This is a genomic window from Fusobacterium mortiferum ATCC 9817, assembly GCF_000158195.2.
Lineage (GTDB): Bacteria > Fusobacteriota > Fusobacteriia > Fusobacteriales > Fusobacteriaceae > Fusobacterium_A > Fusobacterium_A mortiferum.
This window is the reverse complement of sequence record NZ_GL987988.1, coordinates 895,798-914,045: the sequence shown is the minus strand read 5'-3', so window position 1 is coordinate 914,045 and position 18,248 is coordinate 895,798. Positions and strand designations below refer to the sequence as shown.

General features: G+C 28.2%; 14 protein-coding genes and 1 pseudogene. 5 read left to right on the top strand and 10 right to left on the bottom strand.

Annotated elements, in window-relative coordinates; all coding sequences use genetic code 11:
* The first annotated feature begins 1 nt into the window (after window position 1).
* From sppA to FMAG_RS05340, 3 genes are all read left to right on the top strand, one after another.
* The gene (gene sppA, locus FMAG_RS05350) at window positions 2-1,720 is read left to right on the top strand and encodes a signal peptide peptidase SppA (protein ID WP_005884761.1); all 1,719 of its coding nucleotides are present in this window, start codon (window positions 2-4) and stop codon (window positions 1,718-1,720) included.
* A gap of 78 nt (window positions 1,721-1,798) precedes the next feature.
* A complete protein-coding gene (locus FMAG_RS05345) occupies window positions 1,799-2,155 on the top strand; it encodes a YbaB/EbfC family nucleoid-associated protein (protein ID WP_005884759.1) in 357 nt (118 codons plus the stop codon).
* A gap of 123 nt (window positions 2,156-2,278) precedes the next feature.
* On the top strand, window positions 2,279-3,379 hold the full coding sequence (locus tag FMAG_RS05340; protein WP_005884757.1) for a linear amide C-N hydrolase: 1,101 nt from the start codon (window positions 2,279-2,281) through the stop codon (window positions 3,377-3,379).
* An 81-nt stretch (window positions 3,380-3,460) separates the two neighbouring features.
* On the opposite strand, the gene FMAG_RS05335 is transcribed toward FMAG_RS05340, so the two are convergent.
* The 8 genes and pseudogenes from FMAG_RS05335 to polA form a co-directional block, all read right to left on the bottom strand.
* Window positions 3,461-4,972 carry an ABC transporter substrate-binding protein gene (locus FMAG_RS05335; protein WP_005884755.1) on the bottom strand — a complete coding sequence of 504 codons (1,512 nt, stop codon included), beginning with the start codon at window positions 4,970-4,972 and terminating at the stop codon, window positions 3,461-3,463.
* Between the two features lie 21 nt (window positions 4,973-4,993).
* Window positions 4,994-6,060 (bottom strand): annotated as a pseudogene (corA, locus tag FMAG_RS05330) (magnesium/cobalt transporter CorA).
* Between the two features lie 10 nt (window positions 6,061-6,070).
* A complete protein-coding gene (locus tag FMAG_RS05325; protein ID WP_005884753.1) occupies window positions 6,071-7,597 on the bottom strand; it encodes an Eco57I restriction-modification methylase domain-containing protein in 1,527 nt (508 codons plus the stop codon).
* Window positions 7,597-9,057 (bottom strand): murein biosynthesis integral membrane protein MurJ, encoded by a 1,461-nt coding sequence (gene murJ, locus FMAG_RS05320; protein ID WP_005884751.1) that lies wholly within the window; start codon window positions 9,055-9,057, stop codon window positions 7,597-7,599. The genes FMAG_RS05325 and murJ overlap by 1 nt, the downstream gene beginning before the upstream one ends.
* 37 nt (window positions 9,058-9,094) lie before the next feature.
* Window positions 9,095-9,766, bottom strand: coding sequence for a segregation and condensation protein A (locus FMAG_RS05315; protein ID WP_005884749.1), 672 nt, complete (start codon window positions 9,764-9,766; stop codon window positions 9,095-9,097).
* Window positions 9,741-10,697 carry a bifunctional riboflavin kinase/FAD synthetase gene (locus FMAG_RS05310; RefSeq protein ID WP_005884747.1) on the bottom strand — a complete coding sequence of 319 codons (957 nt, stop codon included), beginning with the start codon at window positions 10,695-10,697 and terminating at the stop codon, window positions 9,741-9,743. The genes FMAG_RS05315 and FMAG_RS05310 overlap by 26 nt, the downstream gene beginning before the upstream one ends.
* Window positions 10,698-10,699: 2 nt before the next feature.
* Window positions 10,700-11,602 (bottom strand): DNA-binding protein WhiA, encoded by a 903-nt coding sequence (gene whiA / locus FMAG_RS05305; RefSeq protein ID WP_005884745.1) that lies wholly within the window; start codon window positions 11,600-11,602, stop codon window positions 10,700-10,702.
* Between the two features lie 8 nt (window positions 11,603-11,610).
* Window positions 11,611-14,328 (bottom strand): DNA polymerase I, encoded by a 2,718-nt coding sequence (polA, locus tag FMAG_RS05300; protein ID WP_005884743.1) that lies wholly within the window; start codon window positions 14,326-14,328, stop codon window positions 11,611-11,613.
* A gap of 147 nt (window positions 14,329-14,475) precedes the next feature.
* Here polA and FMAG_RS05295 point away from each other — a divergent pair, with 147 nt between their 5' ends.
* Both FMAG_RS05295 and FMAG_RS05290 read left to right on the top strand, forming a co-directional pair.
* The gene (locus FMAG_RS05295) at window positions 14,476-14,892 is read left to right on the top strand and encodes a single-stranded DNA-binding protein (protein WP_005884741.1); all 417 of its coding nucleotides are present in this window, start codon (window positions 14,476-14,478) and stop codon (window positions 14,890-14,892) included.
* Between the two features lie 184 nt (window positions 14,893-15,076).
* Window positions 15,077-16,507, top strand: coding sequence for a helix-turn-helix domain-containing protein (locus FMAG_RS05290; RefSeq protein WP_005884739.1), 1,431 nt, complete (start codon window positions 15,077-15,079; stop codon window positions 16,505-16,507).
* Between the two features lie 54 nt (window positions 16,508-16,561).
* Here FMAG_RS05290 and FMAG_RS13255 read toward each other — a convergent pair whose 3' ends face one another.
* Together FMAG_RS13255 and dnaN are read right to left on the bottom strand one after the other, a co-directional pair.
* Window positions 16,562-16,966, bottom strand: a complete 405-nt coding sequence (locus tag FMAG_RS13255) for a response regulator (protein ID WP_050795423.1) — start codon at window positions 16,964-16,966, stop codon at window positions 16,562-16,564.
* Between the two features lie 149 nt (window positions 16,967-17,115).
* The gene (gene dnaN, locus FMAG_RS05280; RefSeq protein ID WP_005884737.1) at window positions 17,116-18,246 is read right to left on the bottom strand and encodes a DNA polymerase III subunit beta; all 1,131 of its coding nucleotides are present in this window, start codon (window positions 18,244-18,246) and stop codon (window positions 17,116-17,118) included.
* Between the last annotated feature and the right edge of the window lie 2 nt (window positions 18,247-18,248).

The following is an 18,248-nucleotide window of genomic DNA, read 5'->3' as shown; positions in this document are numbered from 1 at the left end:
TATGAAAATATTTACTTTTTTTAAAAAAATAGTTTTAGGAACAATTTTATTTATTATAAAGGAAGTCTTCTCTTTTATAATTAAATTTTCTCTATTTTTAATTTTAATAGTTGGAGTAATTGGAGCTATTCTCAAATACTCCTCTAAAGATGAAACAATAGTATTGAAAGAAAATAGTGTTGTAGTAGTAGATTTAGGGAAAGAGTACAAAGAAAAGTTAGAGGGATTACCTAAATTTTTAATTGAAGGGGAGATTAATTTTTATTCTCTTTTAACAAAACTAAACTCTATTAAAAATGATAATAAAGTAAAAGGAGTTTTACTAAAACTGGATAATATGACATTGGATAGAGGACAAATTGAGGAGCTAAGTGGCAAATTAGAAGAGCTTAGAAAAAATAACAAGATGGTTCTTGCCTATGCTAATAATATGAATAATAGAAATTACTCTCTTGCTCTTGCTTCTGATAAAATAATTATGCCTCCTACTATGAGTGCTAATGTAAATATTACTGGATATTATAATGAATTAGCTTACTATAAGGGATTGGCTGATAAGTTAGGAATAAAATTTAATGTAATACATGTGGGAGATTATAAATCTTATGGAGAGAATTTTACTAAAAATCAGATGTCACAAGAGTATAGGGAAAATATTATAAGATTACAAGATAGGATTTATAATAACTTTCTAAATAAAATAGTTGAAAAGAGAAAGATTAATAAAAATTTAATTAATAATAGAATACTAGCTGGAGATTTTGTATTTTCTGAACCATATCAAATGGAAAAATTTAATATGATAGATGAAAAAGTTTATGAATCTCAAATAAAAGATATAATAGGAAGTGAAAGATTAATTCCTATCGAAAAATACCAAGAGAGTATTCTACACTCTCAAAATAAAATAGCTATCATATATGCTGAAGGTAATATCTTACTAGATGGAGAGAGAGGAGGAATTGGAAACTCTATTACTCCTGAAAAAATCAATTCTGAAATTGACAAAGCTTTAAAAAATCCCAATATAAAAGGAATAGTTTTAAGACTTAATTCTCCAGGTGGCTCAGCTCTTGCTTCTAATCTTATCCATCATAAGCTACAAGAGGCTAATAAGATAAAACCGATATATGTCTCAATAGGTGGAGTAGCTGCTTCTGGTGGATATTATATGGCTAGTGCTGGGCAAAAAATATTTGCTGATAATGAAAGTATCACTGGTTCTATTGGAGTTGTTAGCCTTATTCCTAACTTCAATGAGCTTATGAAAAAAATAGATGTAAATGTGGAGAGTGTAAAAAAGGGAGAGTATTCTGACCTATTCTCTTTAACTAAAGATTTCAATGGAAAAGATAGAGAAAAAATATATGCTTCTAGTGTAAAGGTATACAATGAATTTTTAGATGTAGTAGCTCAAGGAAGAAATTTAAATAGAGAGTATGTACACTCAATAGCTCAAGGAAAGGTATGGTTAGGAGAAGAGGGAAAAGAGATAGACTTAGTTGATGAAATTGGTGGTATTGAAAATGCTATTTCCTCTCTTGCAAAAGAATTAAAAATAGATAGTTATGAAGTAGTGGAGATAGTAGAAAAGGAAAAACTTGATGTGATGTTAAAACAATATATTCCTTTTAAAACTTTTTGGAAAAATTTATCACTTTTAGAGGAAGAGAAAGAGTTATTTTTTGAACCAATCTATTTTTTTCCATATAAGATGTAGAAAAGAGTTGAAAAAATATAGTGGTTTGTGATATAATCACTGTTAGTTAGAAAGAAAAATATCAGGAGGACAATTATAATGGTAAGAAAATTAAAAGGTGGAAAAACATCACAAGGTGCAGGAAGCCAAATGAATATATTAAAACAAGCTCAAGCTATGCAACAACAAATGTTACTAGTTCAAGAGGGGCTTAAAGAGAAAGAATTAACTTCTTCTGTTGGGGGAGGAGCTGTAACTGTTAAAGTTAATGGACAAAAAGAGTTATTAGAAGTTAAATTAACTGATGATATCATTAAAGAAGCTGCTGATGATAAAGAAATGTTAGAGGATTTAATCGTTTCTGCTGTAAGAGAAGCTATGAGACAAGCTGATGAGTTAGCTGAAGCAGAAATGGGAAAAGTAACTGGTGGAATTAATATCCCTGGATTATTCTAATTAGAAAAGTTTAAGAGAAGCTATTACAAGTAAAATGTAATAGCTTTTTTTATTAGTTTTAAATTTGGAGATATTTAATCTATATGGTATAATATACTATAAATGTTAACTTAGGAGGTTATAATGAAAAAAATTTTTAAACTAACACTCAGTTTATTTTTAATCTTATCCAGTCTAGCACTTGCTTGTACAGGTATTACTATAAAAACTTTGGATAATAAAATAGTACAAGGAAGAACTATTGAATATGGAGAAAGTAATCTTAATAGTAAACTTGTAGTATCTCCAAGAGGAAAAGAGTATCAATCTCTTACTCCAGATGGAAAACTAGCTGGATATAAATGGAAAGGTAAATATGGTTATGTGGGAGCCAGTCTTATTACTGATATGTTTATTGGAGAGGGAATAAATGAAGTTGGACTTAATGCTGGACTATTTTATTTTCCTCACTATGGTAGTCTAACTAAATATAATAAAAAAATATCAAAAAAATCTATAGTTGATATGCAAGTTGTAAGTTGGATTTTATCTAATTTTGCGACTGTTGATGAAGTAAAAGAGGGACTTAAAAAGATAAAAGTTGTAAATATTGGGTATGATGAAAAAGGAAATCCTTTACCTACTGCTCATTGGAGAGTAGCTGATTCTAAAGGTGGAAATATCGTCATAGAGATTGTAAATAATGGAGAGGTAAAAATCCATGATAATAAAATAGGGGTACTAACTAACTCCCCAGATTATCAGTGGCATGTAAAAAATCTTAATAACTATATTAATCTTTATGCTGGAAATGCTAAAAATTTCAATGTCAATGGACAGGAATTTTTCTCATTTGGAGCTGGGACAGGAGCTATGGGGTTACCTGGAGATATCACTCCACCATCAAGATTTGTCAGAGCTTTTTATTTCTTAAATACTATGAAGCCAGCTGAAACTTCAAAAGAAGCTATCAATGAAGCTTTCCATATTTTAAATAATTTTGATTTACCAATAGGTGTAGAGTATCCAGCTGAACATAAATCTTATATTCCTAAAGATTTACCAAGTGCAACTCAATGGACAGCGATTAGTAGTCTAAATGACAGAGAGTTCTACTATAAAACTATGTATAATAGTCAAATAAGAAAAGTTGATTTGAAAAAAATAGATTTCTCTACAGTAAAATATACAGTTCTTCCATTAGATGAAAAACCAGAAGAAAATATTCAAGAAATTACATTTTAATCTATAATTATTTAAAATTTTAAGGGAGTATTGCAATTTAAGAATTTGTAATACTCCCTCTTTATTATTTTATTAAATTAATTACTCTTTTCTTAATTTAGTCAATACATGATGTCCATTTGGTCTGAAGATAAATCCAGAGATATTTTTTCTCATTCCTATAACCTCATTTTTTCTTAACATAGGAATAATTGGTAAATCTTCTTCTAATATAGCTTGAGCCTCTCTATATAACTCTGCTCTTTTTTCCACATCTGTTTCCTGTCTTCCCATCTCTACAAGTTTATCGTATTCTGGATTACTATAGAAACTTCTATTTCCAGCACTTCCCTTAGCATTAGAGTGATACAATGGGTATAGAACTATATCAGAGTCATTAGTTCCTGGGAACCAACCTCCCAATAATAATTCATGCTCTCCCATAGCACTTCTCTCTAAATAAGTTCCCCACTCAACAGGTTCTATTACCAATTCTATCCCTAACTCTTTTATATTTGATTGAATTATTTGAGCTGTTTGAATATTTGTAGGAACAGAGTCTGTCATTATACTCAACTTACTTGGAACATTTTTTACTTTTTTCAATAATTCTTTTGCCTCATCTACTCTTAAAGTTATATCTCCAGTAGGTTTTCCTCCTATCATTTCTGGACTTAACATAGAAGTAGCTGACTCTCCAGCATTATCATATATAGCAGCTAATATTCCCTTTCTATCTAATACCATATTTACAGCTTGTCTAAACTCTTTTTGGTTTAAAGGCTCTTTATTTAAATTAAAAGCTAAATACTCTGCTCTCATAGAGGGTTTATTTACTAAGACTAAATCATTATTCTCCTCTATAAATTTTATATCAGATGGATTTATATTATAAGCTATATCTACCTCTCCAGTTTCTAAAGCTATAAGTCTATTATTTCCTTCTGGAATAATTTTAAATTCCAATTCATCTATCTCTGGTTTTCCCATAAAACTATCTTCAAACGGTTCAAGTTTTACAATATCTCCACTATTCCAATAAGTTAATTTAAATAGTCCTGTTCCATTAGGTTTTACAGCTATCTCTGATTCTCCTCTTTTTAAAGTATCCTCTTTATTTATGATTCCACAAAGAGAAAGTGTTAAGTTATATAGTAGTGGTGAGAATGGTTCTGACATGGTTACTCTTACATGAGTATCATCTACTACCTCTACTCCACTTATACTCTCTACCAATATTCTTGTCCCAGCTTTTCCTCTCATTCTTTCTAATGAAAAAGCAACATCATCAACAGTTAACTCTGCACCATTATGAAATTTTATTCCTTTTCTAATTGTAAAAAGAATAGAAGTTGGTGTTTCGAATTCCCACTTCTCTGCTATCTCTGGAACGAGATTTCCCTCATCATCAACAACTAGCAAAGTATTAAAAATCTGTCTTGCTACTTTCATAGAATCCACCTGATTTGCTAATGGTGGATCCAAAGTTTTTGGCTTTGTTGCTTGAGCTACTACAACTTTTTTATGTGCTTGTTCAGCTACTTCTGTTTTTTTATCTCCTCCACCACATGATACAAATAAAAGTGATAAAAGAAATAACCCCAATTTTTTCATATGTTTATCCTCCCTACTAAATTATATCCATTTTTTTCTTTTAAAATATGCAAGCATAGCTAATACCAATACAAACATTATTCCCAAAATTATAAAATAACCATATTTACTCTGTAATTCTGGCATATATTCAAAGTTCATTCCATATAAGCTAGCTAAGAAACTAAGTGGCATAAATATTGTAGATATAATTGCTAAAATTTGCATAATCTCATTCATTCCATTACTAATTGTAGAGTGATATAATTGTATTAACTCTGTAACTCTACTGTTTAAAATATCCAAAGTATCATGTACTATTATTCCATGGTCTGATAAGTCTGTCAGATATATTTTTATATCATCATTCAAATATTCAGCTACACTATTAGTTTGTAATCTACTGATTAACTCTCTAATAGGTCCTATTGTTCTCTTTAATGTAGTAACTTTCTGTTTCAGTGTAATGATAGCTTGTAAGTCCTCTCTTTCAGAGTTATTTATTACTTTTGATTCAAGCCTATCTATCTCCATTTCCACTTCATCAAGTATCATAAAATAGTTATCAACTATACTGTCTAATATTGTATACGTTAGATACCCAACACTTTTTTTCTCATTCTAGAGTTAGGTGCCTCAATTCTAGCTCTAATAGAATCAAATACATCTCCAGGAGTTTCTTGAAATGTAAGCAAATAATCCTCTCCTACTATAAATGATACTTGCTCATAAGTAATATCCTTTGAAATTAGATTTAATTTTAACATCTTCATTACTATAAAAAGATATTCTTCTCTTTCTTCTACCTTTGCTCTTTGAGTACTATTTACTAAGTCTTCCATAACTAAGTTATCTAGACAAAATAACTTGCCTATTTCTTTTACAAGAGGGATATTATGTATTCCATCTATATTTATCCAAGTTATCCCTTTAAAATCTTTTCTTATCTCAGATAAATCACTACTTTCATCAAAAAGCTCCCTTTTTGTTACACTGTCATTGTAAGCAAGAATATCTATATGTATCTTATGCTGTGGATTTTCTCCAGTATAAATTATACTTCCTGGAGGTAATCCAACTTTTTTTATCCTATTTGATGAATCATTCATCTAATTCACCTCACTTACTAAAAATTTCTTCAAAATATCTGTCTATTTCTTTTTGTACACTGTCATCATAATTTTTTATTTGATTTTTTACTAATTTTCTTATATACTCTATCTCTTCTTTATTATTAGGATAGTATATCGGTGTTTCTTTTAGTGGAGTAGAGTAAAATTCATAGTTCTTCCCTTTTGTTTTTCCGTTATACTTAAACCATTGTAAAAAAGTACTAGAGTTCATATACCCTAAAATATAGAATATATCTATCTCTTCACTCTTAGTAGTTACAAAATAGATATCAGCACTTCCATAAAATTCCCCTTCATCATAGGAAAATTGATTAGTTTTACATCTTTGACGAACAAGTATCTTAGGCTTTGAAAAAATCTGTCTATCTCTTGCCCATTGAAGTTGCCACCACTCTATTCTTCCTATTTTTACCTCTCTTCTTGCACTTAGCTCTGAGTAATACTTCTTTAAATACTTTTCTAACTCTTTATTAAGAGGGGTTTCTTTATCTAAATACAAAATCCAAAAGCTATTTTTTTCATTATTATACTTTCCAATATCTTTATTTTTGTAAAAAGGTTTAAGATAATCTTTAAATTTCTCTTGATATTCATCAAAAACAAAAGCTTTATCATAGCCAGAAACTATTCCTTGATTTATATTTACTAAATCTTTCAACCTATAATTTGCTATCTCTTTTACTCTTTTATTATACTCCCTACTCTCTCTATCTGCCAACACTATTTTAAAATTCTCATCATAGAGTTCACTATTTTTTAAATTAAATTTTTCCTCTGGTAACTCTATCTCTATATTGATATCAATATTTTCTAACTTCTCCCAAGTAAAAATTATATTATGTTGTCCCTTAGCTTTAGAAAAAAGAGAGTTATCATAAAATATTATTTTAGAAAAACTTCCATTCTCCTTAAGAGTATTACGTAATTTTTTAGCACTATCAGCCTTCAGCCAATAATTTGTTGTAAGATAGACTAAAATTCCTCTCTCTTCTAAAAGTTCCACAGCTTTTTCCACAAAAAAGTAGAAATAATCCATCTTTCCTTCATAATATTTCATACCAAAAGAGGTATTTTTTATTTTTTGAAATACCTCTCTGTTGTTTTTTTCTCCTAGATATGGAGGATTTCCCAAAACTATATTATATTTTTTTCCCTCTAACATCAATCCATCTATATTTTCAATATCTATACTTCCCTTTAAAGAGTATTTTTTTAGAAGCTCCTCTCCCTTTCTCTTAGTCAAATTTACAGCTTCCTCATTTATATCACACCCTTTTATCCACAGTGGATTATAAAAGTATTTTCCACTGATATCCTTTGAAAGAAGTATAAGAGATTCTAAAAATGGAAGTAAAAGATTACCATTTCCACAGGATAAATCTAAAGCTCTTACACTCATCAATTTTTCATAGGTAATCTCTCCTTCAAAATACTTTTCCAATGCTATTAAATTTATTTTTTCGGCTATCTTATTTGGAGTATACACCTGATAATTATATTTTTTCTCTTTCATCAAAACACTTCCATCTTATTTTTCAAAAGACTCTTAGCCCAGAATAACATATATACAGCAGAAAATACCACTAACTTTATAATTGTATTATCTATTTTATAGCTTGCTATTAGTGCAATAGCTGTAATAATAAATGTTTTTATAAAGAAAATATAACTCTTTTTTAAACTAAAGTTTATATATTTTCTTCTAAATACTATTAACAAAAGGAAAAAATTTACTCCTGAAGCTATGGAAGTTGAAAGTGCTAAACCTCTGTATGCCATACTTTTTATCAACAAGAAATTTAAGACTATATTTATAACTATTGAGATTATAGAGAATTTTACTGGATATTTGCTGTTTTTTACACTATAAAAAGCTCTAGTTATCAAATAAATAGCTGTATAGAAGTATAATCCCAATGAGTAATAAAGTAAAGCTTGAGAAGTAACTCTTACAGCTTCCTCATCAAATTTTCCATAGGAAAGTGTAAGCCTAATTACCTCTGGTGCGTAAAAAGTCAATACAGCTGTTGATGGAATTATTAAAAACAGTAAAATATTTAATCCTTTTACTATATTATCAGTTGCTCCATCTAAGTCATTTTTTGACATAGCTTTAGAAAGTGCTGGGAATATTACAGTGGATATGGATACTCCAAATACCCCAACTGGTAGAAGATACAATCTAGTTGCATTTTCAAGGGCTGAAACTCCCCCTTCTGCTAAATATGAAGCAAACATCTGGTCTACAATAGTATTTACTTGCCTAGCTACTATTCCTATGAGCATAGGACATATCATTATAAAAATTTTCTTAAGATATGGGTCTTTCCAATCTATTTTAAAAGAGTATCCCTTCATTATTTTAAAGAAAGCTGGTAATACCACTAAAAATTGAAATAATCCCCCTATTACAACTCCATAAGCTAGAGCGTCTATCCCATAGGTTTTTCCAAAGTACATAGAGGCTAAAATTATAGCTAAATTAAAAAAGATTGAAGTTGAAGCTGGTACAGCAAATTGTTTAAAATTATTTAATATAGCACAAACCATTCCTGATAAACTTATAAAAACAAAATACACTGACATTATTTTTAAAAGCCTTGAAGCTATTATTTTAGTTTCATCAGGAAATCCACTAACTATTCCATCTATTATTCCCTGAGAGAAAATTATCATAAGAATAGTTACTATTGTACTAAATACAAAAAGCAAGTTGAGGATTGAATAGATAAACTGTTTGCTATTCTCCTCTCCCTCACTCTCTACTCTTTCATTATATAAGGGGATAAAAGAACTTCCTAAAGCTCCCTCTCCCAATAGTTGTCTAAAAAAGTTACTGATTTTAAAAGCACTGAAAAAAGCATCTGTCATAGCAGATGCTCCAAAATAGTAAGCTATTATCCCAGCTCTTACCAGTCCTAATACTCTACTTACCATTGTAATTATCATAACTAGAAGTCCACTTCTAAACATAATACTTCCTTTCCTCTTTTAAATATTAAAAGAACTCTTAATTTCTTTTAACCATTTCCCCTTCTATTAGAATAAGTCCCTCTTTATATAGCTCTAATATAGCCAAGAAAATATAAACAAGATGCATTCTATTTTCTGCCTCTCCAAAGATTGAGTCAAAGGTTCTATTATGAGAATATAATTTTAAATATAACTTATCCATCTCATCTTTTAAAGTATATTTTTTTTCTAATTCTAGTTCTAAATATTCATTTTCTTTCTTATCTACATATCTTTTATAAGCTGAATATAAATCACTAGCTTGTAATTTTGAAATATCATACTCCTTTGGAGCTTTTTTTATAATCTTTCTACTCTCTCCCCTTGTGTAAGAGATATTATACTCCTTTTCCATCTCTCCTATTTTTAAGGCAATCTCTTTAAATACTTTATAATCCTCTAGTCTTCTTTTTAACTCTTTTTCTTTATTTTCCTCATCATTGATTGATAGAAGAGTAGATGCCTTTATCTCTAAAAGCTCTGAAGCAGTTACAAGAAACTCCACTTTAATATGGAGATTCTCCTCTTGTGCTTCCTTTAATACTCCTAAATACTCATCTATAATCTGAGAGATTTTTATTTCTGATATTTTTAATTTTTTCTTCTCTATCAAATGAAGAAGTAAATCTAATGGTCCTTCAAAATTATCTATCTTTAGTACTATATCCATTTCTTCTCTCTTTTACCACTTTAGTCCAAGTTTTCACATCATTCCCAATTACTCTTTTTAATTCATCTATTGAAGAGAATTTCTTTTCCTCTCTCAAATATTGTTCCAATTCTACAGCTACAATTTTTCCATAGATAAACTCGTCAAAATCTAAAATATTTACCTCAACACTTTTTTCTCCAGGTTTTAAAGTAGGATTTACTCCAATATTTACCACTCCATCACGGTAAAAATCCTCCCCTTCTATCTTCACTCTAGCCCCATATATTCCATTTTTAGGATATAATCTTGTAGATATCTTTATATTGGCAGTAGGAAATCCCAACTCTCTTGCTATTTTTTTACCATGTACTACTTCTCCCATTATAAGAAATCTATGTCCTAAATATCTATTTATCTCTGCAATATCAGCATGCAAAATTCTATTTCTTAAAAAAGTTGAGCTTATTAAATCTCCATCTACATAGACAGCTGGGATTTCATGGACAAGAATTCCTCTCTCTTCTCCTAGTCTAATTAAATCTTTTGTTTTAGATTTTCCTCCCTCTCCAAAAGAAAAATTAAATCCTACAAAAATCTCCTTACTTCCAACCTTTTCTTTTAAAATATCAGCAAATTCGTCTGCTGTTAAATTAGCAAACTCCTTTATAAAAGATTGTAAAATTACACAGTCCACTCCCATATTTTCCAATAGATAGAGTTTTTCCTCTATTGTATTTATCACTCTTGGAGCTCTTGAGATATCTATAAGTTCCATAGGATGACTTGAAAAAGTAAACACTACAGATTTCCCACCATTTTTCTTGGCTTTTTCCACAGCATTTCTTATCAATTTCTGATGCCCATAATGTACCCCATCAAATGTTCCTATAGCTACATAGCTCTCTTGTAAATTTTCTTCTAACTCAAATATATTTTCAATTACTCTCATACTTATTCCTCAGTTTCTTCTTTTTTTAGATTATTATAAATCTCCTCTATTCTTCTAAATCTATTTCTTACACCAGATTTTGATATTCCTACCATCTCGGCTATCTCTTGAAGAGTGCTCTCAGGATTATTTAATCTCACATGAGCTATCTCTTCTAAAACAGGACTTAGAGAATTTAAACCCATCTCTTTTTCTATATGTTTTATCATTTTAATCTGATTATTTCCTGTATTTAAGGTCTTAGTTTCATTAGCTACTTCCCAGTTCATCTCTCTGATAGTTTTATTTTTTAAATCCTTTATCATTGTAGTTTCTTCATATTTAAAAAAAGATTGAATACTTCCTATCATTACCATTATATCCATAATATTTTCTGAATTTCTAAGATATACTAACGGTTTATTTCTCTTCATAGTTTTAAATACTTTTTTATCTTTAGATAAAAGTAAATTATATAATTTATCTGCAGCTTCTTCATTATCCATAAAGAAATCTAGTGCATACTCTTTTTCTGGGTCTTTTATATATCCACAAGATAAAAATATTCCACGAATAAATCCTTTTAATATATCCTCACTTGCTAATATTAACTCCATACTAAAACTTTTCATATTCTCTATAAAATCTCTATATCCTTTTTGTCTAGGTATCACTATAATATAGACATTATGCTCCCCTAGCCTCTTAGATATTTGATATTTTATCTCTATTTTTAAGCTAGTTATATCTTTTATAAACTTATATACTCTTTTTGCTAGAGCTAAATTTTCCAATCTAAGCTCAATTTTATCATCATAAAAAGCATTTTTACTGAGAAGAACTGCTGATATTTCAGCAGTTTTCTCTATATTTGTTATCATTTCATTATTAAGTATCTCTTCTTTTACATTATAGGTATAAGACATCTCCCCTCCTATTTTGTTTCAGCCCAGTTTACTCCAATATTAGTATTTATCTCCAAAGGTACACTATCAAACTTTACACTTTCTCTCATTATTTTTTCAATATCTTCTCTATACATCTCTAATTTTTCTTTTTCTATTTCAAAAATAAGCTCATCATGTACCTGTAATAGCAGAGATATTCCATCTCTGTCTTTTATATATTTATAAATCTCTATCATAACTTTTTTTATAATTTCAGCAGCTGTTCCTTGAATTACACTATTTACTGCCATTCTCTCCGCTTGGCTTTTTATATTTTTATTCTTAGAGTTGATTCCATCTATAAGCCTTCTTCTTCCAAAGAAAGTTTCTGTATAACCATGTTTTTCTGTAAACTCTACTATCTCCTTTTCAAATCCCTTTACCTTAGGATATTGATTAAAATATCTATCTATATATTCACTGGCCTCTTTTTGTGATATTCCTAGCTCTTTTGCTAATCCAAAGGCTGTTTTTCCATAAATTATACTAAAGTTTATTGTTTTAGCTATAATTCTTTCCTCTCTACTTACTTCCTCTTCATCTGAAAGTTCAAATATCTTTCTAGCTGTAAGACTGTGTAAGTCCATACTGTTTTGGTAAGCTTCTCTTAAATTTTCATCTCCAGAAAGTTGTGCCAATACTCTTAACTCTATTTGAGAATAATCTATTCCCATAAGTACAGAGTTTTTTTCAGCAACAAAACCTTGTCTTATTTTTATTCCCTCATCAGTTTTTACAGGGATATTTTGTAAGTTAGGGTCAGATGAAGATAGTCTACCTGTTGTAGTTCCTATTTGATTAAATGTAGTATGAACTCTATCCTTTTCATCTCTCAATTTTGGTATAGCATCTACATAGGTATTTTTTAGTTTTGCTAATTTTCTATATTCCAATATAGCTTTAGCAATCTCTGCTCCATCAACTTTTAACTTTTCTAATACCTCTTCATCAGTAGATAATCCTGTCTTTGTCTTTTTCACAGGTGGTAAATTCAACTTAAAGAAAAGTATCTCTGCTAATTGTTTAGGAGAGTTTATATTGAACTCCTCTCCAGCCTCTTCATAAATTTTTTCCTGTAACTTTTCTATTAAATCTCCCAACTCTTTTTCATAGTTAGAAAAATACTCTGGGTCTATTTTTATTCCCTTTATCTCCATAGAAGATAGTATCTCTATAAGTGGCATCTCTATCTCATTTAATACCTTCATCAAGTTTCTATCCTCTAGTTCCTCTTTTAATATATCATAACACTCTAAAAGTCCCATTGTTCTTTGACATAGATATTTTCCATACTCTTTGGCAGAAATATTTTCTGGTTTCTCTTTTCCAAATTTATCAGCATAGTTGTCTAATTCTATCCCAGTGAGATGCTCAATAGGTAGCTCTACATTTTCTTTAGTTTGTGAACTTATAAGATGGTAAGCTATCATCATATCTAATTTACAATTTTTTACACTGATTCCTCTATTTAAAATATTTTTTAAATTATAAGTGACAATCTCTCCATTGTAATTATCAAAAAACTCCTGTATCTCTTTGCAATTTATTTCACAATCTTCTACTACTGGAGTTGGGTCAAACAGAGAGATATTAGCTCCTATCTTACTTTCACATTTTTTCTCAAATGGAAAATAGTAATCCTTGTCAAAAGAACTAAAAGCAATTCCATATTCAGTATAGTAGCAACTTACTAAATCAACTTTCTTTAGAGATTTTACCATATCTTTTATATCTGCTTTTCCCTCTACTACTTTAAAAGTTCTCTCTTTAGAAACTCTTTTTGACTTCTCTATCTCCTGTGTTTTCTCATCTCCATTTTCAAGCCCCATCTTTTTAATTAAAGCTTTAAATTCTAAAATTTTAAAAAGTTCTAAAAGTTTTATATTATCAATATCATAGCTTAAATTTTTTAAATTAAACTCCAATGGAACATCTTGACAAATAATAGCTAGCTCTCTACTCATAAAAGCTATCTCTTTATCCTCTACTAAATTATTTACAAGAGATTTTCCTATTCCAGCAATCTCTGTAAGCTTATCTATATTTTCATAAATTCCCTCTAATGTTTCATATTTTTCCAACATAGGAATAGCTTTTTTAGGTCCTATTTTTCTAACACCTGGAATCCCATCACTTGAATCTCCAATTAGACCAAATAAATCTGGAATTTTTTTAGAAGGAACTCCTAAATACTCTATGACATCTTCATCTGTTCTTATTATTTTAAATTTATCTCCACCCTCTCCTTTTCCAAGTAGGGCTATATTTATATTTTCATCTAATATTTGAGCTAAGTCCTTATCTCCTGTTACTACATAGACCTCTACCCCTTGTGCTGAAAGATTTTTAGCAAGAGTTCCTAAAACATCATCTGCTTCATACCCCTCTATCTTAAATCTTTCTATATTATAACAATCTAATAACTCCTCAATTCTTGGTATTTGAGCTATTAAATCTTCAGGTGCTGACTCTCTCTGTGCTTTATACTCTTTATATATCTCACTTCTTTTTAATGAAGCTCTTTTCACATCAAAAGCTGCTCCAATATAATCTGGAGAAAACTCTTTTATTATGCTCATCAAAGTATTAACAAAACCATATACTGCTCCTGTTGGCTCTGTCTTTGTTCTAAAATTCATATTAGCAAAATATGCTCTATACATTATGGCACTTACATCTAAAAGCACGGCTTTTTTCTTTTCCATTATTGCCTCCTAGCTTATACAATTTTACTGTACTATTATATCATAAATACCACTATTTTGCTTGTAATTTTTTCTTAAAAAACATTGGACTAAAATAAAAAATATGTTATAATTAATTAGTGATAGAAATTAACAGGAGGTAATAATATGAACGTTGTCGTTTTAGTTGGTAGACTTACTAGAGACCCTGAATTAAAATTTGGACAAAGTGGAAAGGCTTATTCAAGATTTTCCTTAGCAGTAGATAGACCATTCTCAAAAGGAGAGGCAGACTTTATCAACTGTGTTGCTTTTGGAAAAACTGCTGAACTTATAGGAGAATACCTTAGAAAAGGAAGAAAAGTTGGAGTTAATGGAAGACTTCAAATGAATAGATTTGAGATGAATGGAGAGAAGAGAACTTCTTATGATGTACTTGTAGAAGCAATTGAATTCTTAGAGTCTAAAGGAAGCGGAGACTCTATGGGTGGATACGAGCCTGAGTATTCTTCTCCAACACCAAAATCTTCTGCTAAAGAGGTAGAAGAGATACCTTATGAAGATGATGATGAATTTCCATTCTAGTCAATAAAAAATTTAGATGAGAAAGTAAAAGCTCTCCCATAATATGGTAGAGCTTTTTTATTTTATTTTTTAAATTTATTTACAAAATATTTCTTTAATTTTTCTTTACATTTTTTATTTTTTATTATAAAATATTATTGATTATCTTAATATTTAGTACTTTTTATTCAGTGGGGGTAATATTTTGAAAAAAATTATATTGAAATCACTTGATGTTGATGTGATTAATTTTATTCTTCATAACAATAGGGCTAGTATTGATGAACTTTGTAATTGTTTTGAAGTTTCTCAAGTTAATATTCGTAGTGTCTTAGCTAAGATAGAAGAATTTTCTAATAAAAATAATCTAGGAACTCTTCTTAAAGAAAATGGAGAATATTATTTTGAAAATAATAAAATTAACCTTGATTTTAAAAAAAATGATTTTTTATTAAATGATTTAGAAAAAAAAGAGAGAATTACTTTTATTGTCTTAAAGCTTATTGTAGAAGGATCCATTAATTTAACCTCTATTTCTAAAGAAATTAAAGTCTCAAGAATAACTCTAAATTCTGACATGGAAGTTATTAAAGAATTAATTTCTGATTTTGGTTTAAAGCTTACAAGTATTCAATGGAGAGGAGTTTTCTTTAAAGGAGATTTTTATAACCTACAAAATTTTTCTATTTTATTTATTTCAAAATTATACATAGAAAATTATTTCTCTTCTCCTTTAAAAAAATTAATAAATCCTTTAGTCAGTGACTACTTTAGAAAATTTTTAAATTATGAAACTGAAAAAAAATTACTAAATCTAACCAATAAAATATATCAACACTTTGATATAAAATTAGGATTTTATCATTATTTCATTCTTTGTGGTATATTGATCTACACTCATCTAGGTTCTAAAAAAAATATAGAATTTTTTACAAAGAATACAGTAAAATCTTTTAATCTAACTGAAACATTAATTGATATTTTAGATGCTGAAGATAAAGCCTTAATAAATAATAATATATCACTTATTTTAGAGTATTTATCTTTATGTCTAAATAAAAAATATTCTATAAATCTCCCTATTAATACAGATGCTGTGGTTAAAAAAATATATTCAACTTTCAACTTAGATGATAATAACCTTAATAACCAACTTCTCAGTTTTCTTATTAATAATATATACCTAGAAAATAGATTCTTTATTCCTAATTATATAAATTTTGCTAAAAAAGATGAATATATTTTAGAAGAGGAAATATCTATTAAAATAATGGCTATACTTAATAAATATCAAATTCCTTTTACTAAAAAAGATATTGCTTTTCTTTATTTTTATTTAATCAATATACTTACAGAAACTCAAAAGAAAAATATATTGATTATAGACCAAAGTACAATGACTTGGAAGGGAAATCGATTAAAAGGAATGTTGCAAAACTCTGAACAAGTTAGAGCTGTACAAGTTATCTCTTACTTTAATTTTAAAACTTTTCCAACAGAAATCTACAATAAGTATGATATATTTATCTTTATTGATTTACCTGATGAAAAAAAAGAAAATTATTCAAAACAATGTTGTTTTATTAATAGTTATGAGCTTATAAAAAATTCATTAAATATTTCAAAACTATTTTAATTATTCTAATAAAAAGGAGCTATTGCAATTTTAGGATTTGTAATAGCTCCTTTTTTATTCCTCTTGTATTATCTCAAATTTATTAAATTCTTTTAATATATTTTTAATCGAGCTTTCTATCTCTTTATTTTCCTCAGCTAATTTTAAAATATTAGAAAATTTTTGATTTAAATCCTTTAACAATTTTTTTTGTGCCTCTTTTACTTTATATAACTCTATTACACTCTCTATTCTTTTTTCCAAAAAGTATGGAACAAAAGGTTTTTCTAATACATCCTTTACTCCTAATTCATAAGCTTCATACATAGTTTCTTCAGAATTATCTGCTGTTATTATAAATATAGGTACATCTTCTACTATCTTCTCTCTTCTTATTATTTTTAAAACTTCTATTCCATTTACTTTTGGCATAACTAAATCTAACAATATAGTTACTATTTTAGAAGAGTTTTCTCTCATATACTCTAAAGCTTCATCTCCATCACAGGCTTCTACTATTTCATATTTTTTTTAAAAAGATTTCCTAGTATTGCTCTATTCATTTCTAAATCATCTATAATAAGTAACGTATTCCTTTTTTCCATTTTCTCCCCTCTACTATTTTTATATTAATCTTTTAAAGCAAGTGGCATTAAAACATATAGATAATCATTTGCTTCTTCCTCTTTTATTTTCACAGAACTATTAGAAGCGATAAATTCTAAAGTGATATCTTTATTTTTATTTAAAGTTTGAACAAAATCAGAAAGAAATTTAGTATTTAAAGCTATTTTTATATTTTCTCCCTCATAGTTTACTTCTAATACTTCATTTATCTTTGCAACTTCATTCACTCCGTGAACCTGCATCTCTTTCTTTTCAAGATAAAAAGTTGCTCCATACTTTGTTTCATTATTATTTCTTACAAAGATAGTTATTCTTTTTAACATTTTTAAAAATACTTCAGCATTGATAGTTAATTTTTTATTATAACTATTATTTCCTAAAATTCCCTTATAATTTGGAAAAGACATATCTATTATTCTACTTATTACAAGAACTTCTTCCATTTTGAAGAAAATCTGCCTATTTATAAAATAAAAACTTATATCTGTACTCTCTATACTCCTTAATAATTTAGTCAATGCTTCCACTGTATTTAGTGGAATACTTACATCTATATTTTCATTTATTTTTTCAATCTCTTTTTCTAAATAAACAAGTCTATATGTATCAGTAGTAATAAATTTCAATTTCTTATTCTCATTTTCCATTCTTACACAGTTTATTGAAAGATTATCACTAGATGAAGATGCTGCATATTTTACTTTTTCTAATATTTCTGCTAACTCAATACTATTTATTTTAAATATCTCTTCTTTTTGAGAAAAATCTTCATCTACTAAAATTTTAGGAAAATCTTCTACATTCATTAAAGAAAATTCTGAAGAAGAATCTGAACTTTCTATTACTAAATTCCCATCTATTTCACTAAATACTACAAATTCATCTTTTAATTCTTTTAAATATTCCTCTACTAACTGGTGTTGAAATACTATTTTACCACTTTCTATTACCTCTTTACATTTCATCTCAGTAGTTATAGTTGTTTCTAAGTTCGTTCCACAAAAGAAAAGATTATCCCCTCTTGTTTCTATATAAGCACATGATATTATAGGCTTTATTTTATTTTCAGTGATAGTTTTTTCTACTACCTTCAATCTTTTTAAAAATTCTATTCTTTCTATTTGTATTTTCAATT

Excerpts from the sequence above, each read along its gene's own strand:
- FMAG_RS05340 (WP_005884757.1), top strand. The coding sequence starts at position 2,279 with ATGAAAAAAATTTTTAAACTAACACTCAGTTTATTTTTAATCTTATCC.
- polA (WP_005884743.1), bottom strand. The coding sequence starts at position 14,328 with ATGGAAAAGAAAAAAGCCGTGCTTTTAGATGTAAGTGCCATAATGTAT.
- FMAG_RS05325 (WP_005884753.1), bottom strand. The coding sequence starts at position 7,597 with ATGAAAGAGAAAAAATATAATTATCAGGTGTATACTCCAAATAAGATA.
- FMAG_RS05345 (WP_005884759.1), top strand. The coding sequence starts at position 1,799 with ATGGTAAGAAAATTAAAAGGTGGAAAAACATCACAAGGTGCAGGAAGC.
- FMAG_RS05315 (WP_005884749.1), bottom strand. The coding sequence starts at position 9,766 with ATGGATATAGTACTAAAGATAGATAATTTTGAAGGACCATTAGATTTA.
- FMAG_RS13255 (WP_050795423.1), bottom strand. The coding sequence starts at position 16,966 with ATGAGAGAAAACTCTTCTAAAATAGTAACTATATTGTTAGATTTAGTT.
- whiA (WP_005884745.1), bottom strand. The coding sequence starts at position 11,602 with ATGTCTTATACCTATAATGTAAAAGAAGAGATACTTAATAATGAAATG.
- sppA (WP_005884761.1), top strand. The coding sequence starts at position 2 with ATGAAAATATTTACTTTTTTTAAAAAAATAGTTTTAGGAACAATTTTA.
- murJ (WP_005884751.1), bottom strand. The coding sequence starts at position 9,057 with ATGTTTAGAAGTGGACTTCTAGTTATGATAATTACAATGGTAAGTAGA.
- FMAG_RS05310 (WP_005884747.1), bottom strand. The coding sequence starts at position 10,697 with ATGAGAGTAATTGAAAATATATTTGAGTTAGAAGAAAATTTACAAGAG.
- FMAG_RS05335 (WP_005884755.1), bottom strand. The coding sequence starts at position 4,972 with ATGAAAAAATTGGGGTTATTTCTTTTATCACTTTTATTTGTATCATGT.
- FMAG_RS05295 (WP_005884741.1), top strand. The coding sequence starts at position 14,476 with ATGAACGTTGTCGTTTTAGTTGGTAGACTTACTAGAGACCCTGAATTA.